The sequence below is a fragment of the Nocardia spumae genome, assembly GCF_020733635.1.
GTDB classification, from domain to species: domain Bacteria; phylum Actinomycetota; class Actinomycetes; order Mycobacteriales; family Mycobacteriaceae; genus Nocardia; species Nocardia spumae.
The window spans coordinates 694,103-716,312 of record NZ_JAJFZL010000001.1; the positions used below are offsets into that span (position 1 = coordinate 694,103).

The 22,210-nt window shown below is 67.9% G+C and carries 22 protein-coding genes and 1 tRNA gene; 8 read left to right on the forward strand and 15 right to left on the reverse strand.

Going from position 1 to position 22,210, the window contains the following annotated elements:
• The first annotated feature begins 30 nt into the window (after nucleotides 1–30).
• A tRNA-Glu gene (locus LKD76_RS02920) sits at nucleotides 31–103 on the forward strand.
• 60 nt (nucleotides 104–163) lie between these two features.
• On the opposite strand, the gene LKD76_RS02925 is transcribed toward LKD76_RS02920, so the two are convergent.
• The 5 genes from LKD76_RS02925 to thiD form a co-directional block, all read right to left on the reverse strand.
• The gene (locus LKD76_RS02925; RefSeq protein ID WP_372465728.1) at nucleotides 164–1,867 is read right to left on the reverse strand and encodes a glycosyltransferase family 39 protein; all 1,704 of its coding nucleotides are present in this window, start codon (nucleotides 1,865–1,867) and stop codon (nucleotides 164–166) included.
• Entirely contained in the window at nucleotides 1,864–3,129 is a 1,266-nt protein-coding gene (locus tag LKD76_RS02930; protein ID WP_227979380.1) for a bifunctional glycosyltransferase family 2/GtrA family protein, read from the reverse strand. The genes LKD76_RS02925 and LKD76_RS02930 overlap by 4 nt, the downstream gene beginning before the upstream one ends.
• A 64-nt stretch (nucleotides 3,130–3,193) precedes the next feature.
• Nucleotides 3,194–3,694 carry a nitroreductase/quinone reductase family protein gene (locus LKD76_RS02935; RefSeq protein WP_227979381.1) on the reverse strand — a complete coding sequence of 167 codons (501 nt, stop codon included), beginning with the start codon at nucleotides 3,692–3,694 and terminating at the stop codon, nucleotides 3,194–3,196.
• Between the two features lie 52 nt (nucleotides 3,695–3,746).
• Entirely contained in the window at nucleotides 3,747–5,057 is a 1,311-nt protein-coding gene (locus LKD76_RS02940) for a nuclease-related domain-containing protein (RefSeq protein ID WP_227979382.1), read from the reverse strand.
• A 124-nt stretch (nucleotides 5,058–5,181) separates the two neighbouring features.
• Nucleotides 5,182–6,027 carry a bifunctional hydroxymethylpyrimidine kinase/phosphomethylpyrimidine kinase gene (thiD, locus tag LKD76_RS02945; protein WP_227979383.1) on the reverse strand — a complete coding sequence of 282 codons (846 nt, stop codon included), beginning with the start codon at nucleotides 6,025–6,027 and terminating at the stop codon, nucleotides 5,182–5,184.
• A 145-nt stretch (nucleotides 6,028–6,172) separates the two neighbouring features.
• On the opposite strand from thiD, the gene LKD76_RS02950 reads away from it, so the two are divergent.
• Entirely contained in the window at nucleotides 6,173–6,310 is a 138-nt protein-coding gene (locus tag LKD76_RS02950; RefSeq protein WP_227979384.1) for a hypothetical protein, read from the forward strand.
• A 45-nt stretch (nucleotides 6,311–6,355) separates the two neighbouring features.
• Here LKD76_RS02950 and LKD76_RS02955 read toward each other — a convergent pair whose 3' ends face one another.
• Complete coding sequence (locus tag LKD76_RS02955) at nucleotides 6,356–7,489, reverse strand: epoxide hydrolase family protein (protein WP_227979385.1); 1,134 nt, start codon at nucleotides 7,487–7,489, stop codon at nucleotides 6,356–6,358.
• Between the two features lie 88 nt (nucleotides 7,490–7,577).
• Between LKD76_RS02955 and LKD76_RS02960 the strand changes: the two genes are divergently transcribed.
• Nucleotides 7,578–8,225: a TetR/AcrR family transcriptional regulator gene (locus LKD76_RS02960; RefSeq protein WP_227979386.1), complete on the forward strand. Its 648-nt coding sequence runs from the start codon at nucleotides 7,578–7,580 to the stop codon at nucleotides 8,223–8,225.
• Between the two features lie 4 nt (nucleotides 8,226–8,229).
• On the opposite strand, the gene LKD76_RS02965 is transcribed toward LKD76_RS02960, so the two are convergent.
• Nucleotides 8,230–9,708 (reverse strand): FAD-dependent monooxygenase, encoded by a 1,479-nt coding sequence (locus tag LKD76_RS02965; RefSeq protein ID WP_227979387.1) that lies wholly within the window; start codon nucleotides 9,706–9,708, stop codon nucleotides 8,230–8,232.
• 89 nt (nucleotides 9,709–9,797) lie between these two features.
• Between LKD76_RS02965 and LKD76_RS02970 the strand changes: the two genes are divergently transcribed.
• The gene (locus LKD76_RS02970; RefSeq protein ID WP_227979388.1) at nucleotides 9,798–10,448 is read left to right on the forward strand and encodes a TetR/AcrR family transcriptional regulator C-terminal domain-containing protein; all 651 of its coding nucleotides are present in this window, start codon (nucleotides 9,798–9,800) and stop codon (nucleotides 10,446–10,448) included.
• A gap of 9 nt (nucleotides 10,449–10,457) precedes the next feature.
• Here the strand turns inward: LKD76_RS02970 and LKD76_RS02975 are convergent, their stop codons facing one another.
• The 5 genes from LKD76_RS02975 to LKD76_RS02995 form a co-directional block, all read right to left on the reverse strand.
• Complete coding sequence (locus LKD76_RS02975) at nucleotides 10,458–10,616, reverse strand: hypothetical protein (RefSeq protein ID WP_227979389.1); 159 nt, start codon at nucleotides 10,614–10,616, stop codon at nucleotides 10,458–10,460.
• Nucleotides 10,617–10,629: 13 nt separating this feature from the next.
• Nucleotides 10,630–12,261 (reverse strand): phosphomethylpyrimidine synthase ThiC, encoded by a 1,632-nt coding sequence (thiC, locus tag LKD76_RS02980; RefSeq protein ID WP_227979390.1) that lies wholly within the window; start codon nucleotides 12,259–12,261, stop codon nucleotides 10,630–10,632.
• Nucleotides 12,262–12,625: 364 nt separating this feature from the next.
• Nucleotides 12,626–13,810 carry a fumarylacetoacetase gene (gene fahA / locus LKD76_RS02985; protein WP_227979391.1) on the reverse strand — a complete coding sequence of 395 codons (1,185 nt, stop codon included), beginning with the start codon at nucleotides 13,808–13,810 and terminating at the stop codon, nucleotides 12,626–12,628.
• On the reverse strand, nucleotides 13,807–15,015 hold the full coding sequence (locus tag LKD76_RS02990; protein WP_227979392.1) for a homogentisate 1,2-dioxygenase: 1,209 nt from the start codon (nucleotides 15,013–15,015) through the stop codon (nucleotides 13,807–13,809). Before LKD76_RS02990 ends, fahA begins: the two co-directional genes overlap by 4 nt.
• Before the next feature lie 82 nt (nucleotides 15,016–15,097).
• A complete protein-coding gene (locus LKD76_RS02995) occupies nucleotides 15,098–15,721 on the reverse strand; it encodes a TetR/AcrR family transcriptional regulator (protein WP_227979393.1) in 624 nt (207 codons plus the stop codon).
• Between the two features lie 291 nt (nucleotides 15,722–16,012).
• Between LKD76_RS02995 and LKD76_RS03000 the strand changes: the two genes are divergently transcribed.
• Together LKD76_RS03000 and LKD76_RS03005 are read left to right on the forward strand one after the other, a co-directional pair.
• A complete protein-coding gene (locus LKD76_RS03000) occupies nucleotides 16,013–17,839 on the forward strand; it encodes an acyl-CoA dehydrogenase (protein WP_227979394.1) in 1,827 nt (608 codons plus the stop codon).
• Between the two features lie 112 nt (nucleotides 17,840–17,951).
• Entirely contained in the window at nucleotides 17,952–18,590 is a 639-nt protein-coding gene (locus LKD76_RS03005) for a hypothetical protein (protein WP_227979395.1), read from the forward strand.
• A gap of 13 nt (nucleotides 18,591–18,603) precedes the next feature.
• On the opposite strand, the gene LKD76_RS03010 is transcribed toward LKD76_RS03005, so the two are convergent.
• The 3 genes from LKD76_RS03010 to LKD76_RS03020 form a co-directional block, all read right to left on the reverse strand.
• A complete protein-coding gene (locus LKD76_RS03010) occupies nucleotides 18,604–19,419 on the reverse strand; it encodes an exodeoxyribonuclease III (RefSeq protein WP_227979396.1) in 816 nt (271 codons plus the stop codon).
• Nucleotides 19,420–19,505: 86 nt separating this feature from the next.
• The gene (locus tag LKD76_RS03015) at nucleotides 19,506–20,495 is read right to left on the reverse strand and encodes an N-acetylglutamate synthase, CG3035 family (RefSeq protein WP_227979397.1); all 990 of its coding nucleotides are present in this window, start codon (nucleotides 20,493–20,495) and stop codon (nucleotides 19,506–19,508) included.
• Complete coding sequence (locus tag LKD76_RS03020) at nucleotides 20,485–21,075, reverse strand: peptide deformylase (protein WP_227979398.1); 591 nt, start codon at nucleotides 21,073–21,075, stop codon at nucleotides 20,485–20,487. The genes LKD76_RS03015 and LKD76_RS03020 overlap by 11 nt, the downstream gene beginning before the upstream one ends.
• Nucleotides 21,076–21,202: 127 nt before the next feature.
• Here LKD76_RS03020 and napA point away from each other — a divergent pair, with 127 nt between their 5' ends.
• On the forward strand, nucleotides 21,203–21,568 hold the full coding sequence (gene napA / locus LKD76_RS03025; protein WP_227979399.1) for a nucleoid-associated protein NapA: 366 nt from the start codon (nucleotides 21,203–21,205) through the stop codon (nucleotides 21,566–21,568).
• 39 nt (nucleotides 21,569–21,607) lie between these two features.
• Entirely contained in the window at nucleotides 21,608–22,171 is a 564-nt protein-coding gene (locus LKD76_RS03030; protein WP_227979400.1) for a LytR C-terminal domain-containing protein, read from the forward strand.
• Nucleotides 22,172–22,210: the final 39 nt, after the last annotated feature.

Consider the following 22,210-nt stretch of genomic DNA (forward strand, 5'->3'; position numbering starts at 1 on the left):
GACTCCGGATTCCTGGAGCGCGAAGTTCCTGGCCCCGTCGTCTAGCGGCCTAGGACGCCGCCCTCTCAAGGCGGTAGCGCGGGTTCAAATCCCGTCGGGGCTACAAGATCACGAATGCCCGCCCTGATCAGGGCGGGCATTCGTATTTCGCCGGGATCCGATCTCAATACGGCACCGTCAGGTCGTACACGGCCACTCCGTCGATGTCCTGACGCGGGAAATGCTGTGCCACCCACGAAGTGATCCGCGCCGCAGGCGACTCCGCGGGCCCCGAGCGCGAATCGTCGTTCCCACCGCCGATGAAGTAGTGGATATCGCCGTTCGCGACGTGGTCGCGGAACTGGTCCGGGGCCGGTGCGCGAGCACCGCCGTCGAATCCTCCGATCGCCAATATCGGCAGCTGAGTGGCCAGCTGATAGCTCGCCGCGCGATCGGAGCCGGCGGTCGCCGCGGCCCATCGGTAGGCGATACCGTCACGATCCAGCAGGGCGATCACACTCTCACCCGGTGTGTTCGCCGACGCCACGGCACCGTCCGGGCGGTGCGGAAAGGCCAGGGTGTCGGCGGTGCAGGCGAGCGGGCCCGCCGACCCGATGACACCCGCGGCGATCGCGGCCGCCAGCGCGCATCGGCGCGACCGCGGAATCAGCAGCGCGATCGACGCCGCGATGCCGCCGGCCAGTACCGCCCAGCGCAACCACGCGACAGCATCCGCGCTGCGGGACAACAGCATCCACGCGGTCACCGTCGTGGCGACCATGGCCGTGGCGGCCACCGGGCGAACCCAGCGACGCCCGGATGCGCGCCACAGCATCGTCGCCCCGGCGCCGGTGAGCGCGGCGACCGGCGGTGCGAGCACGAGCGGGGAGTACTGGTGGACATTGTCCGGTGCGCAGCTGAACAGCGCCGCGGTGAGCAGCCAGCCACCCCACATGATCAGGGCGGCACGTCGGCCGTCGGTGCGAGAAGCGCTGCCGCGCAGCACGAGTCCGGCGATCAGCAGGATCAGCGCGGCGGGCAGCAGCCAGGCGATCGATGTGCCCCGGTCCGCGTCGAACCACCGGGTGACGCCGGTCGCCAGGAGCGAATTGTGCGGGGGACGGACGAAATTCGGTCGGGAGTCGACCGGCCACAGGTCGGTGAGCAGAATCCACGAGCCCGCGATCCCGGCCATGGCCCACGCGGCGGCGCACAGCTGCCCGATGCGCGCGAGCGCCCGGGGCGGGCCGGCGACGAGATAGGTGAGCGCCAGGGCGGGCGCCACGAGCAGCACTTGCCACTGCCCGGCCAGAAAGCCGAATCCGGTGAGGATTCCGCACCACAGCAGCCGGCGCGGGCGGCCGTCGGCCACCGCACGGGTCATCGCCCAGCAGGCCGCGACCATCAGCAGTACCAGCAGCGCGTCCGGATCGTTGAACCGGAACATCAGCGCCGCGACGGGTGTGAGGGCCAGTGCGGTACCGGCGAGCAGTCCCGCGACCGGGCCGAAGGGCCGTCGGACCGTTGCCCACAGCAGCGCGACCGCGCCGACACCCATCAGGGCCTGCGGGACGAGCAGCGTCCAACTGGACAGGCCGAACGCCCGTACCGTCAGATCCATCGGCCAGAGCGCTGCCGGAGGACCGCCGACGGTGGTCCCGTTCGAGGCATCCGCGGAGCCGAACAAGAATGCTTTCCCCGACACCGAACCGGCCTGCGCCGCAGCCGAATACCCCGAATTCGCCCACCCGTTCGCGCCCAGGTCGCACAGGTAGGCGATGGTGGTGGTGAGTAGCAGAGCGGCCAGCGCCCGGCCTTCCCAGCGGCGCCGATCCGGGGCGGGCGCCGATCCGGCCGGCGACACCGGCCGGATCAGGGTGGTGGTCACCGGGGGGCCGTCGGTGCCGCCGTGAGATCGGTGACAGGGGTGCCGGTGACCGCGTTGCGAAAAACCCAGCGCAGCCCGACGAAGCGGGTCAGCGTCGCCACCAGGTTCGCGACCACCAGGACGAACAGTTCGACGTGCACCGAGGCCTCCGGCGCCCAGCGATGGAGGGCGAACAGCGAGCCGCTGGTCAGCAGCCAGGCGAAGGTGAAGATCAGCAAACCCTGGAAGTGGTGCGAAACCGCGTTGCCCGAGCCGCGGACACCGAAGGTGAAGGCACGGTTGGCCGCGGTGTTCGCGATCGCGGTGAGGAGCAGCGCGGCGAAATTGGCGGGCTGCGCGCCGAGTACCGACTGCAGCAGCACGTACAGCAGCATGTAGGCCAGAGTGGACAGCACGCCGATGATGCCGAACCGCACCAGCTGGCCGACCATGCCCAGCGGAACACCGTCCACGAGGGGTTCCCGGCCGATGGCCGCCCGCAGTTCGTTGATCGGCAGGGTGCCGGTGGCCAGCCCGCGACCGACCCGCCACACACCGAGCAGATCCTTACGCGCGGTGTCGATGATGTCGACGCGGCTGTCGGGGTCGTCGATCCAGTCGACGGGCACCTCGTGGATGCGCAGACCGGCGCGTTCGGCGATCACCAGCAGTTCGGTGTCGAAGAACCATTCGCCGTCCTCGACCAGTGGCAGTACCCGGCGCGCCACGTCGGTGCGCATGGCCTTGAATCCGCACTGGGCGTCGGAGAACCGGGCCTGCAGTGAGGCTCGCAGGATCAGGTTGTAGCAGCGGGAGATGATCTCCCGCTTCGGCCCGCGCACCACCCGGGAGGATTTGGCCAGCCGGGTGCCGATCGCGAGATCGGAATGCCCCGAGACCAGCGGCGCCACCAGCGGCAGCAGGGCGTTGAGATCCGTGGAGAGGTCGACGTCCATATACGCGACGACCTCCGCGTCGGAGGCCTCCCAGACCGCACGCAGCGCCCGGCCCCGGCCCTTGCGGTCGAGGTGGACGACCTCGACCTCGGGCAGTTCCTCGGCGAGCTCGTGCGCCACGGCGAGGGTGGAGTCGGTCGATGCGTTGTCGGCCACGGTGATTCGCGCCGAGAACGGGAGGCCGCTTCGCAGGAACGCGTACAGGCGGCGCACACAGCCGGCGAGATCGCGTTCCTCGTTGTACACCGGAATGACGATCTCGAGCACCGGTGTGTCTGTCGAGTCGGGCGTGGTCGCCGCCTGGACTGCCGTCGCTGTGTCGGACATGCTCCCAATTTCGGCCACCCAGCTTGGGCACCGATGTGCCCGAGCTGGGAGCTTCCTGGGAGCTTCAGGACTCCGGTTCGCCGAACTCCAGCACCACCAGTGGCACCGGCCGCGGCGACGTGGATTGGAAATCGGCCAGCAGTGGATTGTTCGCCAGCACCCAGGCGGCGAATTCGTCGTATTCGGCTCCCTCGAGCACGCGGCCCCGGGCCCGCAGGGTACGGGTGCCCAATTCCACCTCGACCTGTGGATTCGCCTTGATGTTGTGGTACCAGGCCGGATACTTCCCCTCGACGAACGAGCTCAGATACGGGGTGTCGCCGCGATAGAGCACCCCCAGCGGGACGACGTGCTGTTTACCGCTGCGCGCCCCCGTCGTGGTGAGCAGCAGCAGGGTGGCGTCCTCGTAGGAACCGCCGACCTTGCCGCCGTTGGCCCGGAACTCCTCGATCACCGGACGGTTCCAGTCCTTGATATCCCCTTCGGAGAAGGCCTGATTCCACGGTGCGTCCGGATCGTCGTAGGAGGTGATATCGCGCCGAGTCGTCGCGTCGGATTCGCTCATGCGGGCAGTATGCCGACGGGGTCCGACAATGTCGCCGCTCGCGCGCCGGCGGTCAGCAGCCGGCCTGAAAGGGGTAGCAGGCCCTGGCATCCTGCGGGAACAACCCCGAGTCCGGTTGGGGTGCGGGCACTTCGGCCGCGGCCGGGGCGGCGGGTGCGGGCGGTATCACCGGTGCCGGCGGCGGGGCGCCCGCGGTCGAGGTGGGGGTCGGACGGTTACCGGCGTCGCTGTGCGGCCGGGAACCATCGGCGGTGAAATACCAGACGAAACCGATGAGAACGGCCGCCAGGGCGCCGATCACCACGACGGCCTCGACCCGGTGCCGAGGCGGCCGGCGGAACGGCTTGGGCGCCGGCTCGTCGTCGGACTCCGGTTCGGGGAATCGGCGCGTGGAGTCGGCCGGCGGCCGGGGCCCGGCGGCCGCGGGGTAGCGCGGCGGCAGTGGTTGCGGGATGTCGCGTGGCGGCGGACTCACCGAAACCGGTGGTTCGGTCAGTGGGCGGCCGAACGGCTCGGTGTCGGGTGGCGCCGCGGCCGCCGACCGGGCGGAGGCATGGGCGGTATCGGGCTTCGCCGGTGCGCAGACATCGCCGGCGGATGCGGCGCTGGGCTCGGGGGGAGCGGGGGCGTCGGCTTTCACGCCCACGAGAAGCTCGGGCGCCGGCTCGGTGACGGGGACGTCGGGCGCCGGCTCGGCGGACGTCGCCGGTGCTTCGGCCGGAAACCCCTCGCGCAGCAGGGCCGCGCGCAGGGTGGCCGCTTCCTCCGGATCGCAGGCCTGGTGGAATCCGATTTCCGCCAGCACATCGATGACGAGCTCCGCGGTCCACGGGTCGGTCCGGGCTCGGAACGCCTTGCGGTTGAGCCATTTCCACAATTGCGAGGCGTCGGAGCCCAGCAGGACGTCACGGCCCGCCGGCATCCGGCCCTTGTCCAGTGAGACGGTGGTACCGGGGTGCGGGGCGACGAGCACGAGGGCGTCGACGAACAGGTCGCGGCCGGGCTCGATCTCGGAGGCCAGATGCTGCAGGTCCGACCTCGCCTCGGCCACATGACGCAGTGGATTGATGTCGTTGCCGCGCAACCGGATCGGATCGCCGGCGCTGCCGGGCATCGACCACCGGCCGTCGACCGGGCACGACAGCGTGCCGCCGATCGGTTCGAGGATGTCCTCCACCTCGATGACCGCCGCCGCGAAGGGAGTGAGGACGACGATATCGGCCTCGGTGCCGCCGCGGCGGTGTCGATCGGGAATGCGGAGGCCGGAGAGGGCGATTCCGGGATTGGAACTGTAGTCCCGCAGAAATCCGAGCGCCTTCCGCTCGGTGCTGGGATCGGTGTTCTCGGCGTTGATGATCAGCATGGTCGACTCCTCGTCCCGGCTTCGAGTTGTGGCCCGCGCTGTATATAGTACTGCGCCCCAACGGCTTTCACGACCATGCGGTAAGCCGGAAAGTTGCTGGGGCGGCGAGATGTGTGGTGCGGTGTCAGTTCCCGCGTAGCCGCCACAACGGGGAGACCGGCCCGTGCCCGGCGCCGAGATCGTAGGCCGCTTTCAGGCATCGAGTGGTCCACTCCTTGGCGAAGGCCACCGCCTCGGGCACGCCGTAGCCGTGGGCCAGCGCGCAGGCGGCCGCGGCTGCCAGGGTGTCGCCGCCACCGTGGTCGTTGCCGGTGGTGATGCGCGGCGCGGTCAACTCGTGGAAGCGGTCGCCGTCGTAGAGCAGATCGGTGCTGAACTCGGAGGAGCGCAGATGTCCGCCCTTGACGATCGCCCACCGCGGGCCCAGGGCGATCAGTGCCTCGGCGGCCTTGCGTGCGGTGCGATCGTCGGTCACGACCACACCGGTGAGCAGCCGCACCTCGTCCAGGTTGGGCGTCACCAGGGTGGCGCGGGGGATGAGTACCGAGCGCAGCGCGTCCAGGGCCTCGGCGTGCAGTAGCGGATCCCCGTGCATCGAGGCCGCCACCGGGTCGACCACCAGCGGTACCGCGTCGTCGCGGCCGATCCCCACCTCGCCACAGACCTCGGCCACGGCTTCGATGATCGCGGTCGAGGCCAGCATGCCGGTCTTGGCCGCCGCGACCCCGATATCGCCGGTCACCACCCGCACCTGGTCGGCGACGGTCCGGGGCGGAATCTCGTGAAAGCCGCTGACGCCGACCGAGTTCTGCACGGTCACCGCGGCGACGGCCACACAGGCGTGCACGCCCAGCAGTGCCATGGTCCGTGAATCGGCCTGGATTCCCGCTCCACCTCCGGAGTCCGTCCCGGCGATCGTCAGCACCCGGATCGGGGTGGCACCCTCATCCGGCAACGGCAGCAGTTTCACGAGTCAGACCCTACGACGCGCCCGGCGCCGGTCACCGGGCGGTCACTGCCGCGCCGGTGGGCATCGCACTTTCGCCGAGGCGGGCGATCGAGCGCGTACGGTCGAGGCAACAGGATCACTCAGGTCCTGCGAACAAAGGACCCCCATGTCCGACAAATCTCCGCGCAGCACCATGTCCAAGAAGTCCGGCAAATCGCTGAAGGAGAAGCGAGCGGCGAAGAAGGCCAAGGGCGTCGCGCAATCGGATGTCGAGGTCACCTTCGAGGGGAAGAAGCGCCGGTAGCGCCCCGGCTGAGCAGTCCGGCCGGACTGCTCAGCCGCGCGGGTCTCACGCCGGCCGGGAGAAGAACCGCCGGATGTCGCCGATCAACACCGTCGGCGCCTCGTGGGCGGCGTAATGACCGGCCGCGTCGTTGGGGCCTCCGGACACCGCCCGCGCGTCATAGGAGTTCCAGCTGACGATGTTCTTGTGGTCGCGTTCGGCGAAGCGCCGAATCGACTGGAAGTCCCCGGCGAACATGGCCAGTGCGGTCGGGGCGGTGGTCGGCTCGGAGGGGTGTTCGGTGGCGTGCGCGTTCTCGTAGTAGAAGCGGATCGAGGACCCCGCCGTCCCGGTGAGCCAGTACAGAGCGATATTCGCGATCACGAATTCCGGGTCCAGGCTCTCGCCGAACAGCTGCGCATTCCAGCCCAGCAGGCCCAGTGGCGAATCGGTGAGCGCGTAGGCCAGGGTCTGGGGCTGCTGACTGCACAGCAGGTTGAAGGCCATCTTGTTGTCGTGGAACCATTGCAGATGGGCGAGCGCCGCCTGATCGTCCTCGGACAGATCGTCGAATTCGCCCGCTGCTCCGGACGGGAACGAGAACAGTTGCGTCACATGGACGCCCACGATCCGGTCCCCGGCCAGCCGGCCGATCTCCGGCGAGACCATGGAACCGCCGTCGTTGCCGATCGCGCCGAAGCGCTCGTAACCCAGCCGGTCCATCAACTCCACCCAGGCGCGCGCGGTGCGCTGGGTGCCCCAGCCGGTGCTGCGGGTCGGCCCGGAGAAGCCGAATCCCGGCAGTGACGGCAGGACCACGTGGAACGCCGGATCCTCGGGGGATTCCGGTTCGGTCAGCGCCTCGATCACATCCAGGTACTCCAGGACCGATCCGGGCCAGCCGTGGGTGAGGATCACCGGCACCGCATCGGCGCGCGAGGACCGCACATGAATGAAGTGGATCTCCTCGCCGTCGAGTTCGATGCGGAACTGGGGGTACGCGTTCAGACGTGCCTCGGTGGCGCGCCAATCGAATTCGTTCAGCCAGTACTCGGCCAGGCGGCGCACCCGATCGCCCGGCACGCCGTAGGAGTCGCCGACGCCGGGGAGTTCGTTCGGCCACAACGCCCGGCGCAACCGGTCGGCCAGATCGTCCAGCCGGGCCTGGGGGATGTCGATGCGGAAGGGGTGGATGGTCATCGTCGAACTCCTGACTGGAACGGAATGATTTGTTCTGTTTAGACCCTAACAGAACGGATCATTCCGTTTCAAGTGCTACTCTGTGTCTATGTCGAACTCGCCCGATGCCCCAGCTCACAAGCCACTTCCCGGCCGTAAGGCGCAGGCCGCGCGCAACGACGGGATCATCCTCGACGCCGCCCGCGCTGTCTTCCTCGCCGACGCGACCGCGCCGATCGCGGCCGTCGCGGAGCGGGCGGGAGTCGGGATCAGTGCCCTGTACCGGCGCTATGCGAGTAAGGAAGTGCTGCTGCGCACCCTCTGCTATCAGGGGCTGTGCCGTTACAACGCGGAGGCCGAGGCGGCGCTGCGGACCGATGACGACGCACAGGTGCTGGTCGAATTCCTGCGCCGGGTGGTCGATGCCGATGTGCACTCGCTGACGGTCCGCCTGGCCGGCACCTTCACCCCGGATGATTCCTTCGCCCCCGAGGTGCGGCGCTCGGGCGAACTGAACCATGAAATACTGCGCCGGGCACGCGCTTCCGGCACCGTGCGGGACGGTGTCACGATCGCGGATATCAGTTTGATCCTGGAAGCATGTGCCGCGATCACGCTGCCCGATCCCGAACGCACCGCCCAGTTGCGCCGCCGCGTGCTCGCCCTGCTGCTCGACGGATTGCGGGCCTCCGGCGAACTCCCCGGCCCCCCACCGGAACCCGATGAGTTCACCGCGCGCTGGCGGCCCCGCAAGTAGCCGCTCAGCGGGCCGCGCCGACCCAGGTGGTGAGCGCTGTGGCCAGTCCCTGTGTGGTGGAATCCGCTGCCGCCCAGGCGATATAGCCGTCGGGCCGGATCAGCGCAGAGGTGGGCGCGGCAACGCTGCCCAGGCCGGGAACGGTCCAGGTATCGACCCGATCGTCGGCGGTCACCAGGTCCACCCGGTCCTTCCAGCCGCGGATGTCGGGGGTTTCGGTCTCGGTGCGTGACAACAGGATCGGCCGTCCGGACCGGAGCAGTTCGTACAATCGGGTGGGCCCCGCGGCCGTGACGAGATCGGCATCGGGCACGCGCCGGCCGGTCAGTGGGTGATCGCCGGCGCAGTCGTATCGAATGTCGAGGGCGGTGATCATGAGCCCGAGCCGGTGTCGTACCGCATCCATGCCGATCAACTCGGACATGGTGTCGCGCAACGCGTCCATGTGTACGCCGGGCCGTGAGAGCGCGGTCTGCGCCCGGGTGTTTCGCAGTACCCGCGCCGCGATCGGATGCCGCTCGGACTCGTAGGTGTCCAGCAGCGCCTCGGAGGCGTCGCCCCGCAACACCGCCGCGAGCTTCCAGCCGAGATTGGCCGCGTCCTGTAGTCCCAGGTTCTGTCCCTGCCCCCCGGCCGGATAGTGGATATGGGCGGCGTCGCCGGCGAGGAAGACCCGGCCGACGCGATAGCGGTCGGCCTGACGGGCGGAATCACTGTAATGGGTGACCCAGCGTGGACTGTGCATCCCGAAATCGGTGCCCGCCAGTTCGGTGAACGCGGTGCGGAACTGCTCGTAGGTCAGCTCCGACCCGCGCGGAAGCACCCGGTCGTGGCACTGCGCCATCAGCCGGTACCACCCGGGCTCGAATTGGATCACCGAGAAGTCGCCCACGCTGCCGCGGGTGCCGAAGAACGGTTCCGCGGGCGGTTCGGCGAGTTCGACGTCGGCGAGCATGCCGGTCACCGTGGCATCCGTGCCGTCGAAGCCGATGCCCGCGAGTTTGCGGACCGCGCTGCGCCCGCCATCGCAACCCGCCAGATAGCGGGCGCGGATCCGCCGGGGCCGGGCGCCGCCGACCTCGACCAGCACCCCCTCCTCGTCGGCCCGGAATCCGGTGACCGGGGAGTCCCATCGGACCGGGGCGCCGGAAGCCGTGGCGGCGGCGTCCAATTCGCGTTCGATGGTGGATTGCAGCACCGCGAGGGTGAAGGGGTAGCGGGTCTCGAAATCGGCGAAGTTCAGCGCAAGCCCGCCGAAATGGCCCGCCTGGATGCGGCGGCCCCGGGCGAGCAGGTCGTCGAGCAGGCCGCGCTGGTCGAGCAGCTCCATGGAGCGGGCGTGGATGCCGCCGGCGCGGGATTCGCCGGTGCGGGCCGGAAGTGCGTCGAGCACCTCCACCTCGATCCCCGCCAGGCGCAGTTCGATCGCGAGCATCAGGCCGGTCGGCCCGCCACCTGCGATTACCACCTCGGTCGTCTGCATGGCCCACTCCTTAACGTTGTTAAATCCTTTAACGCTGTTAAGGACAACAGAACATTGTTAAGCTGTCAAGTGTTCCGCGAGGAGGTGCGATGAAACTCGATGCCGTGGTCATCGGCGAGGCGGCGTTGGGGCTGCTCGACGAGGTAGGTCTCGACGGCCTGACCATGCGTAAGGTGGCCGGGGCGCTGAATGTGCAGGCGCCCGCGCTGTATTGGCATGTGAAGAACAAGCGGGAACTGCTGGATGTGATGGCGCGCGCTGTCTTCGTCGAGGCCGTCTCCGGGGTGGAGGCGCCACGCCGTGGTGTCACCTGGCAGGACTGGATCGCCGAGCTGGCCGGGCGGCTCCGGGGCGCCATGCTGCGTCACCGCGACGGTGGGCGATTGCTGGCGGGAACCTATGTCAGCGATGAATCGATGTGGCGAACAATGGAATTGACGCTGCGCACAGTGGAGGACGCGGGTTTCGCGCCGGTCGACGCCGGTCGGGTCTTCCCGATCGTGCTGCACTACACCACGGGCTTCGTCATCGAGGAGCAAGCGCGCTCGGGCGCGGATTACGGGGACGACAATCCCTACGCGCACATCGAGCAGTCGGTCGACGCCGATCGCTTTCCACGCACGGCGCACCTGGTGACCAGCCTGTTCGCCGCGGAACCGAATGCCGAGTTCGACCACGGGCTGCGGGTCATCCTCGCCGGGATCAGCGCGCTGGCGGCCGTCGACCGAGAGTGCCGATAGGAGAACCGCTCACGCGTGCGCGGTCTTGCCGCCGTCGATGACCAGGTGGGCATCGGGACTGCGGCACTGAGAGGCGCGGGCGGCGGCCCGCTGACCTATCTGCCGCGCCGACGCCCACCGTGGCGGCGGGGGCGCCGGCGCGAGCAGCGCAACAGCTTTCGCTGTCACGATCAGGGTCCGGTCAGGACACAACCGGCAGGTAGACCTTGCCGCCCGCATCGGCGAATTCCGCGGACTTCTCCGCCATACCGGCCTCGATCGCCTCGACATCGGTCAAGCCCTGCTTCTCGGCGTACTCACGCACATCGGCGGAGATCCGCATCGAGCAGAACTTCGGGCCGCACATCGAGCAGAAGTGGGCGGTCTTGGCGGGTTCGGCCGGCAGGGTCTCATCGTGGAACTCCCGCGCGGTGTCGGGGTCCAGTGACAGGGCGAACTGGTCGTGCCAGCGGAATTCGAAGCGCGCCTTGGACAATTCGTTGTCACGATCCTGCGCGCGCGGATGTCCCTTGGCGAGATCGGCGGCATGTGCAGCGATCTTGTAGGTGATGACGCCGGTCTTCACATCGTCGCGGTTGGGCAGGCCCAGATGTTCCTTCGGCGTGACGTAGCAGAGCATCGCGGTACCGGCCTGTGCGATGATCGCGGCGCCGATCGCGGAGGTGATGTGGTCGTAGGCCGGCGCGATATCGGTGGCCAGCGGGCCGAGGGTATAGAACGGCGCTTCCTCACACCACTCCTCTTCCAGCCGAACGTTTTCCACGATCTTGTGCATCGGCACGTGCCCGGGGCCCTCGATCATCACCTGTACGCCATGGGATTTCGCGATGGTGGTCAACTCGCCGAGGGTGCGCAGTTCGGCGAACTGCGCCTCGTCGTTGGCATCCGCGATGGACCCCGGCCGCAGGCCGTCGCCCAGGGAGAAGGTGATGTCGTACTTTGCCAGGATCTCGCAGAGTTCGGCGAAATTCGTGTACAGGAACGATTCCTGGTGATGGGCCAGACACCAGGCCGCCATGATGGAACCGCCACGGGACACGATCCCGGTGACGCGCTTGGCGGTGAGCGGGACATACCGCAGCAGCACGCCCGCGTGCACGGTCATGTAGTCCACACCCTGTTCGGCCTGCTCGATCACGGTGTCGCGGTAGATCTCCCAGGTCAGCAGGGTCGGATCGCCGTTCACCTTCTCCAGGGCCTGGTAGATCGGCACGGTGCCGACCGGTACGGGCGAGTTCCGCAGGATCCATTCCCGGGTCTCGTGGATGTTCTTACCGGTGGACAGGTCCATGATGGTGTCGGCGCCCCAGCGGGTGGCCCACACCATCTTCTCCACCTCTTCGGCGATGGAGGAGGTGACGGCGGAGTTGCCGATATTGGCGTTGATCTTCACCGCGAACTTCTTGCCGATGATCATCGGCTCGGATTCGGGGTGGTTGTGATTGGCCGGGATCACCGCACGTCCGGCGGCGACCTCGTCACGCACCAGTTCCGGCGAAACGCCTTCGCGCGCAGCGATGTACCGCATCTCGGCGGTGATCTCACCGGCCCTGGCCCAGGCGAGCTGGGTGCGCGGGCCGGCGATATCGGGTTTGGTCCAGCTATCCCGCAGCTTCGGCAGCCCCGCCTCGAGATCGATGGTGGCCGAATCATCGGTGTACGGGCCCGAGGTGTCGTAGACGTCGAAGTGCTCGCCATTGGTGAGGTTGATTCGGCGAGTGGGGATGCGCAGCGTCGATCCGTCCGCTTCGACCTGCTCGTAATGTTTGACGCTGCCCGCTATCGGGCCGGTGGTGACATGGTTGGACGACATGTGAGCTCATTCCTCCCTACGCCGGCATTACCCGGTCAGGTTCGTACGGTCGACGGCCCTGATCCGCCCGATCGGGCTAGCCGTCCTCTCAGCCCGCTGGTGCGAGCCCCCGTTGGCACGATGTGTGGTACCGGCCCGAGGGTACCCCGCCCCCACGGGTGGCGTCACTCGGCCTCGAACTGCGGTCCGACCGGGAAATCGCTGGCAGCGGACCCGGCGGCGAAGGCGGGATCGTCCGGAAATATGGATCGTCGCACTATCCGGTCAACGGGCCGGCACACCTTCGGCATGTGATCGACGGACGATGAACAGTCTCTCCCGGCGCCCCTCGTTTCCGGGCAGGGCTTTCGTTCGATGTCCGGGCTCAGCCGGCAGCCGGCAGAATGCGCCCGCTGACCTCTCCCAGGGCGATGGGTGTGCCGCCGACGCCCGGTGCGGTGGCGGTGATGGTGACGGTATCCCCGTCGAGCAGAAAGGTCCGCGCCGCACCGCCCACATCGATGGATTCGCTACCGTTACCGGACAATTCGATGAACGATCCGCAGTGGTGCCGTCGCGGTCCCGAGATCGTGCCGGAGGCGAAGAGATCACCCGGGCGGGTGGCGGCGCCGTTGATCGTCAGATGGGCCAGCATCTGTGCCGCCGACCAGTACATGGCGCGATAGGGCGGTGCGCTGACCTCCACCCCGTTCCAGTGCACCCGCACATCGATATCGAATCCCCAATCCCGTTGTCCCCGTAGATAGGGCAGTGGCCGCGGCTGCTGAGCGCCGATCGGTATCCGCGCGGCCTCCAGGGCGGCCAGCGGCGTGATCCAGGCGGCCATCGAGGTGGCGAAGGATTTGCCGAGGAACGGTCCGAGCGGCTGCGCCTCCCACGCCTGGATATCGCGGGCCGACCAGTCGTCGACCAGCGCTACGCCGAAGACGTGATCGGCGAAGTCGTCCACCGCGATCGGCGTTCCGAGTTCGGATCCGGCGCCGATCACGAATCCGAGCTCGGCCTCGATATCGAGCCGCCGCGAGGGGGCGAATTCCGGTGCGCCGGAATCGGTGCGGAGTTGCCCGCGAGGCCGGGTCACCGGCGTTCCCGATACCACCACGCTGCCTGCCCGGCCGTGATAGCCCACCGGGAGATGGCGCCAATTCGGCAGCAGCGGCGCACTGTTCGGTCGCAGGAACCGGCCGAGCCGGGTGGCGTGATCGATACTTGCGTAGAAATCCACGTAGTCACCGATCGCGACCGGAAGTTTCGTCCGCACCGCATCGGCGGGATGAACCACCGCGGCGGGTAGCGGCGCCCGCACCAGTTCCCGCAGACGCTCGCGTACCGCGTGCCAGCGCTGCGGGCCCTGAACCAGGAAGGCGTTGAGGTCGGGCCGGTGGAACGTCGAATCATCGAGTAGTGCGGCGAGATCCAGTACCTGTGTCCCGATCCGCACGCCCGCCCGGAACTCCCCGCCGGGTGGCGCGAAGATCCCGTAGGGCAGATTGTCCGGCCCGAACGGCGCGTCGGCCGGGATCTCCAGCCGCACATCCGTGGTGCTCACGCCCGCTCCGTACTCGGCCCGCGCCCCGACCAGGTCCACGCGTACTCGGGGTCCTCGCAGGCCAGCGCGCCCTCGCCGAGTCCGAGCGGCCGAAAGGTATCGACCATCACGGCCAGTTCGTCGAAATACTCCGCCCCGATGCTGCGTTCGTAAGCGCCCGGCTGCGGCCCGTGCGCATAACCGCCGGGGTGTACCGACACCGAACCCTGTCCGATCCCCGAACCCCTTCGCGCTTCGTAATTTCCGCCGCAATAGAACAGGACCTCGTCGGAATCCACATTGGAGTGGTAATACGGCACCGGAATGGACAGCGGATGGTAATCGACCTTGCGGGGCACGAAATCGCACACCACGAAATTGGTGCCTTCGAAGGCCTGGTGAATCGGCGGTGGTTGATGGATCCGGCCGGTGATCGGTTCGAAATCGGCGATATTGAAGGTGAAGGGGTACAGGCAGCCATCCCACCCCACCACATCGAACGGGTGCGTCGCGTACACCATGCGGGTGCCCGCGATCTCGGGGCCCGGCCGATGTTTGACCAGCACCTCGACCTCGGTTCCGGACTCCAGCAGCGGTTCGGCCGGACCGTGCAGATCGCGCTCGCAGTACGGCGAATTCTCCAGGAACTGACCGAATTTCGACAGATATCGCCGTGGCGGTGTGATGTGCCCAGTGGCCTCGATGATGTAGCCGCGTAGCGGTTCCGGGCCGGACGGCCGCCACCGATGGGTCGTGGCGCGCGGTAGCAGGACCTGATCGCCGGTACGTACGGGGATCCGGCCGAAGACGGTATCCACCACGCCCGAGCCCGCCTCCACGTAGACCAGCTCGTCGCCGATCGCGTTGCGGTACAACGGGGATTCCCGTAGCGCGGCCACATAGGAGATGCGCACGTCGTCGTTGCCGAGGATCAGCCTGCGGCCGGTCACGACATCGGTATCCGGGACCGTCGCGTCCGGAAACAGTTCGTGCAGGCGGAGATGGCGGTGGCGCAGTGGATGGTTGGGCACGGTCCCCGGATTCGGTGGCCGCCAGACGGAGGAATCGATGATCGCGGGCGGCAGACCGCGGTGGTACAGCAGCGCGGAATCGCCGGAGAAGCCCTCCTCGCCCATCAGCTCCTCGTAGAAGAGCTGCCCCTGGTCGTCGCGATGCTGGGTGTGCCGCTTCGGCGGTAGGGATCCCAGTTGCCGATAGAACGCCATACCGCTCTCCCGCCGGGTCGCTGGTCGAAAGGTCGCCGAGATCCATCCTAGCCAGCGGAGTTACCGGTGAGCGGGGGTGAGATCAGGCCGATCGCAGGGCGCGGTAGACCGCCGCGCCGACGAAGGCGCCCAGGTCCTGGGGATTCCAGTCGCCGGAGGACATGAGGGTGCGCACCGCGCCCTCACCGGCCGACACCCACAATTCGACCAGCGCGGGCAGTTTGCGTTCGGCGTCCTCGGTACCCCATGCCTCGAGCGTCGGCCGCAGCCGCCGGGTGCACCGTTCGACGGCGAAGCGCCGGCCCCGGCCGAACGAGCTCGCCACCGCCGGATCCGGATTGCCGTACAGCAGTTTCCAGGTGTCGGGTCGTTTGGTCACCGTCTCCAGCAGCGCCCGGAAGCCGTCGACGAATACTTCCTCGTCGGCCTCGACGCGGCGCGGGGGCAGCGCGTCGACGATGCCGCCGAGTAGATAGCCCTCTTCCCGCTGGATGAGGGCATTGATCAGTTCGACCCGATCGGCGTAGCAGGCGTAGACCACCGGCCGGGTGACGTTGAGGCGATCGGCGATGGCGGCGATGGTCACCGCGGCGACGCCGTCGTCGACCGCGATCCGAAGCGCCGCATCCAGCACCTGGGGGCGTCGGCGTTCGGGGCCGAGATGTTGGGCCCGTTGTCGCGGCCGCACCGCGGATTCCGATGCCATGCGGATCAAGATAGCAGTGGTAGCGGCAGGTCACGGTGCCGGATCGTGTCCCCGCGCCGGCGCGGCCGCGCGCGCCCGGCGCGGCCGCGCGCGTGTCTCGATTGCGAGCACATTCCGAGCAAATTCCCTCGAACTATCGGAGGATTGTGGAAAGTGAATCGCGAATGGAGTGGGCCACCCGCTTAAGTTATCGACAATTCTACAGCTCCAGCCCGGTTACGGTTGCGTAAGTGAACGCGGGTACGGCAACCTCCACCGACAACATCACACAATGGCGAGGAGGCCGGGAGCGTGTCGCATTACAAGGCGAACCTTCGGGATATCGAGTTCAACTTGTTCGAGGTGTTGGGGATCGGCGCGCTGCTGGAGTCGGGCGCGTACGGGGATCTGGATACCGAAACCGCGCGCGGAATGCTCACCGAGGTGCTCCGGCTGGCGGAGGGCCCGGTCGCGGAATCGTTCGTCGACGCCGATCGCAATCCGATCCAGTTCGATGCCGCCGCGCACGAGGTGATCGTGCCCGATCCGTTGCGCAAGACGGTCGCGGCGATCAACGAGGGCGGTTGGTCCGGTCTGGGCATGCCCGAGGAGATGGGCGGTGTCGCCGCCCCCTCGCCGTTGATCTGGGCTACCCAGGAAATGCTCGTCGCCGCGAACAATTCGGCCAGCTTCTTCAATATGGGCCCGCTCATGCATCAGGTGCTGTACCGCGAGGGCACCGAGCAGCAGCAGCGCTGGGCCGAGCACGCGTGGGAAAACCGCTGGGGCGGAACGATGGTGCTCACCGAGCCCGATGCCGGTTCCGATGTGGGCATGGGCCGCACCAAGGCGGTACAGCAGCCCGACGGGACCTGGCACATCGAGGGTGTGAAGCGCTTCATCTCCGGCGGTGACGTCGGCGATACCGCCGACAACATCTTCCACCTGACCCTGGCCCGGCCCGAGGGCGCCGGCCCGGGTACCAAGGGACTGTCACTGTTCGTGGTGCCGAAGTACCTGTTCGACCCGGAGACACTGGAATTGGGCGAGCGCAACGGTGTGCTGGTCACCAACCTCGAGCACAAGATGGGCATCAAGTCCTCGCCCACCTGCGAGCTGACCTACGGTGGCGACAAACCCGCCGTCGGCTATCTGGTCGGCGATGTGCACAACGGCATCGCGCAGATGTTCAAGGTCATCGAGAACGCGCGCATGATGGTCGGCGTGCTGTCGGCGGGCACCCTGTCCACCGGCTATCTGAATGCGCTGGAGTACGCCAAGACTCGCGTGCAGGGCGCCGACCTGACCCAGATGACCGACAAGACCGCGCCCCGGGTGACCATCACCCACCACCCCGACGTCCGCCGCAGCCTGGCGCTGCAGAAGGCGTATTCGGAGGGGCTGCGCGCGCTCTACCTCTACACCGCGTCCTACCAGAACGACGATGTGGCACAGGCGAATTTCGGTGCCGACCCCGATACCGCCGCCCGGGTCAACGATCTGCTGCTGCCGATCGTCAAGGGCGTGGGTTCCGAACGGGCCTACGAGACCCTCACCGAGACGCTGCAGACCTTCGGCGGTTCCGGCTATCTGCAGGACTACCCGATCGAGCAGTACATCCGCGATGTGAAGATCGACTCGCTGTACGAGGGCACCACGGCCATCCAGGCGCAGGACTTCTTCTTCCGCAAGATCATTCGCGACAAGGGCGTCGCCCTCGCGCACGTCGCGGGTCTGATCCAGGAGTTCGCCGACTCCGAGCCCGACACATTGAAGGCGGAGAAGACGCTGCTGGGCGCCGCGCTGGCCGATGTGCAGGCGATGGCCGCGACGCTGACCAACTACCTGATGGCCGCGCAGCAGACGCCCGAGGAGATCTACAAGGTCGGCCTCGGCTCGGTGCGGTTCCTGCACGCCGTGGGCGATCTCGTGATCGGCTGGCGGTTGCTGGCCCAGGCCCAGATCGCCCAGGCCGCGCTGGCCGGGCAGCCGTCGGAGAAGGACCGGCTGTTCTACTCCGGAAAGGTCGGTGTCGCATCGTGGTTCGCCAAGAATCAGCTGCCGTTGCTGAGCGGGGTGCGGGCCGTGGTCGAGAACCTCGACACCGACATCATGAAGCTGGACGAAGCGGCGTTCTGAGACCCGCGAATCCGTAGTCCCGTCGGGGCCGCCCGGGAATTCCCGGGCGGCCCCGACGTATTCGTCCCCACAGGGCCGCGTTCGACGCCGATATCGGGGTACAACTATCGATATGGTGTTCCCGGTGGCCTTCGGCTGGATGCAGGTCGTGCTGGCGGTCCTGTTCGTCGTCGCGATCGCGCTGTTGCTGACGGCCGTGCTGCGTGCCCGGAAAGCCGGGTGGCGCAGGCATATCGGCCGGGGCGCCGGCGGTCTGGTCGTCCTGTTGGTCGCGGTGGTTCTGCTGTGGGCGGTCACCCTGTTGCAGACCTATCTGGGGCTGACCGGAGAGGTCAAGGCGGCGCACATCGTCGCGAAAAGCGTTGCCGGCAGCTCACATACCCTCGATATCGAGCTCACCCTCTACGGCGACGGACAGCACGACGAGACCCGGCAGACCTATCGGATCGAGGGCGATCTCTGGGTGCTGCAGGCCGATATCGTCGAACTGGAGCCGTGGGTCAACGCCCTCGGATTCCATTCCGGCTACAAGGTGACCCGGCTCTACGGACAGCGGCTGGACGGTAACGCGGTGGGCCAGCACCAAACCATGCTGAACGGCGGGGACGGTGACTTCTTCACCGAAATGCGCGATCACAGCTGGTACACCGATCCGTTCATCCGCTCGGCCTACGGCAATGCCGTGATCGCGATGCCCGGCAGTTACGACGTCTACATCTCGCACGACGCCATCAAGACCCGGCAGAGCTGATCGCCCGGTCCGATCATTCGGACAGTTCGACGACCACGGGCGCGTGATCGCTGGCGCCCTTACCCTTTCGCTCCTCGCGATCGACCAGGGCGTCGACCGCCCGCGCGCTCAGTGCGGGGGAGGCGAGCACGAAATCGATCCGCATTCCCTCCTTGCGGGGAAAGCGCAACTGGGTGTAGTCCCAGTAGGTGTAGACGCCGGGGCCCGGCGCGAACGGCCGCATCACATCGGTGAATCCGGCCTCGACCACCGCGTCGAAGGCCGCGCGCTCGGCATCGGAGGTATGGGTCTTGTCGGCGAAGAACTCCGGTGACCAGACATCGTCGTCGGTCGGCGCGATATTCCAGTCACCGCACAGCGCGATCTGCGACGCCGGGTTCTCGCGCAGCCGGGACGCGCCGAAATCGCGCAGGGCCGCAAGCCATTCCAGTTTGTAGGTGAAATGTGGATCGGTGAGTGCGCGGCCGTTGGGCACGTAGAGGCTCCACACCCGGACCCCGCCGCAGGTGGCGCCGATCGCCCGGGCCTCGACCACGGGTGCGCTGAGCAGCGAGGTCTCGGCATCCTTGTCGAAGCCGGGCTGTCCGGGGAAAGCCACCTCGACGTCCTCGACACCCACCCGGGACGCGATAGCCACCCCGTTCCACTGGCTGAATCCGGTGTGCACGACCTCGTAGCCGGCCTCTTCGAAGCGCTCGGCCGGGAACTGGTCGTCACGACATTTGGTTTCCTGGATGGCCAGCACATCGATATCGGAGCGGTCCAGCCACGAGACGACCCGGTCCAGACGGGACCGGATCGAATTCACATTCCAGGTAGCCAAGCGCATGACACGAGATTAGTTGCCACCCCGTCGCGACGGCCGCGGAGGTGGGAACGGCAGCGACCCGGCGGTGTGGGGGAGCCCACCCGGCCTCACTCCCCGCGATGGCGGCCCGCGTTCGGATCCGGTGCGGCGTAGCGGTAGTGGTGGTGTTCGACGAACCCCAGCTCCCGATACAGCGCCAGCGCACCGGTGTTGCCGGCCTCCACCTGCACATAGGTATGGGTGGCGCCGCGCTTGTGACCCCAGCGGATCAGTTCGGCGCAGACCAGGGTGCCCAGCCCGTGGCGGCGGTGCGGTGCGGCGACCGCGATACAGCTCAGCCCGATCCACCGGCGGCCGTCGGGCGCGGTGGTGAGTGCGCCGCGGCCGATCGCCAGCGGTGCGGGCAGGCCCAGCGCCGCGAAGCCGAGTTCGCCGTTGTACGCCGCGGTGAGCACGTCCACATCCGGCGGTGGCGCGGCCACGTCCACAGTGTCCTCGCCGCGCTGGTGGTGCAGTTCCAGCCAGGCCGGATGCGGGCGCTCGTCGATGCGGACCATCGAAGGTCCTTGTGGCAGGACGAAATTGGCGATATCCATGCCGAGCACCAGGGTCTCGCCCCAGACCAGCCAGCCCGGCGGGACCGGGGCGAGGCGATCCGGCAGCCGGAGTCGCAGCGGCAGCCCGCGTTCGGCGTACCACTGGCCGATCTGCTGCAGTGTGCGCATATCCAGGGCCGCGCCGCGACCGGAACCACCGAGCGGCACCGCGGTATTGGCCCGCAGCGTGTAATCGTGGCCGGCGCTGCACAGCCAGCCGTCGAACCAGGCGCGCTCGGTTCCGGGCCAGCCGTCGATGGCCGCGGCCTCGAGCGCCCGGATCTCACCGATCCGAATCGGCCGGGGACCCAGCGCTTTCAGTGCCACCATCCGATCGGTCTCGATGGTGACGACGGCACCCTCGCCGGTCCGGATCCGGACCGGCTCATGTGCCACCAGTTCCCCGATCACATCGGTGAACTGCTGTGCGTAACCGTCGGGCAGGCGATAGCGCGCCACCACCCGGCGGCCGAGCGGAATATCGGGAAGGTCAGTCGTCATGTCCGAACGGATCCGGTACCTCGCCTGGTACCCAGCTCAAACCCGGTGCGCCCCAGCCGTTGCGCTTGATGGCCTTCTTCGCGGCACGAGCGTTGCGGCCGATCAGCACGTCGACGTAGAGGTAACCGTCGAGGTGGCCCACCTCGTGCTGCAGCATGCGGGCGAAGAAGCCCTTGCCCTCGATCGTGACCGGTTCACCCTTCTCGTCGGTGCCGGTCACCCGCGCCCAGTCCGCCCGGCCGGTGGGGAACTGCTCGCCGGGAACCGAGAGACAGCCCTCCTCGTCGTCATCGGGATCGGGCATGGTCTCGGGGATCTCGGAGGTTTCCAGGACCGGGTTGATCACCGCGCCGCGCCTGCGCTGCACCGAACCGTCGGCCGCGACGTCCGGGCAGTCGTAGACGAACAGTCGCAACGATTCCCCCACCTGGTTCGCGGCCAGCCCCACACCGTTGGCGGCGTCGAGGGTTTCGTACATGTCCGCCAGCAGCTGGGCGAGCTCGTCCGGCGACTGTGACACCTGCTGGGTCGGGCTGTGTAGAACCGGATCGCCGACGATGCGGATCGGGAGAATCGCCATGCTCGCACACTTTACGCGGCGCCGCGTGTACCGCCCGACACGCCGTACAACGCCTCGGTGAACGCCGATGTCGCGTGGTTGAATGAGCCACGACTGTCGTCCGGTGTTGATTCGGCGAGGGAGCGATATGGACAGCGCAGCGGCCCGGAATCTATCCGCAAGCGAGGACAGCTCCGCGAGCGAAGAGATCGCGGCAGCGGTCGAGGGATCCCTCATGGAGGGAGGCGAGGCGGTCACGGTAGACGGTCTCACCCGCCGTGAACTCGACATTCTCGATTTCGAACGCAAGTGGTGGAAGTACGCGGGCGCCAAGGAAGAGGCCATCCGCGAACTGTTCGCGATGTCGGCCACCCGCTACTACCAGGTACTCAATACCGTCGTCGACAGGCCCGAGGCGCTGGCCGCCGATCCGATGCTGGTGAAGCGGCTGCGCCGGTTGCGGGCCAGCCGGCAGAAATCGCGCGCCGCGCGACGGCTGGGCTTCCAGGTCTGATGCGCGCATCCGCCCCCTCGTGCGACTAGGGTCGAGACCGTGAGCAACCCGAATCCGACCTCCGGTGGACCACCGCTGCGAGCACTCGCGATGGTGCTGATCGCGCTGGCCATCGTCTTCGCGGGCCTCGGCGCCATGGCGCTGTCGAATTCGAATTCCGAGTCCTCCGCCGCGGAGACATCGGCCGATTCCGAGGTGTCGACCGCACCGCCCACCACCACCCGCGCACCGGCCACCAGTGCCGCCGCCGCGGCCACCGAGTCGTCGGCCACCGCGCTCACCACCACGACGGCCACCGCGCCGACCAGCACCGCGGGCGCCGCGGACAAGAACATTCCGGTCCGGGTGTTGAACAACAGCACGGTCTCGGGTCTGGCCTCGCGGACCGGGAATCAGCTCACCGAGGCGGGGTTCGATGTCACCGAGACCGGTAACTACCCCGGCGGTGTGATCGCGAAAACCACCGTCTACTACGGGAATTCGCCGCACGAGCGGGAGACCGCCCAGGCGATCGCGAAGGAACTGGGCATCTCGGCGGAACCGCGATTCCCCGGAATCGCCGACTCGCCGCCGGGCGTCATCGTCATCGTCACCGGTAACTAGAACCCAACCGAGCCCCATCGGTTCGGTGCGTAGCGCCTC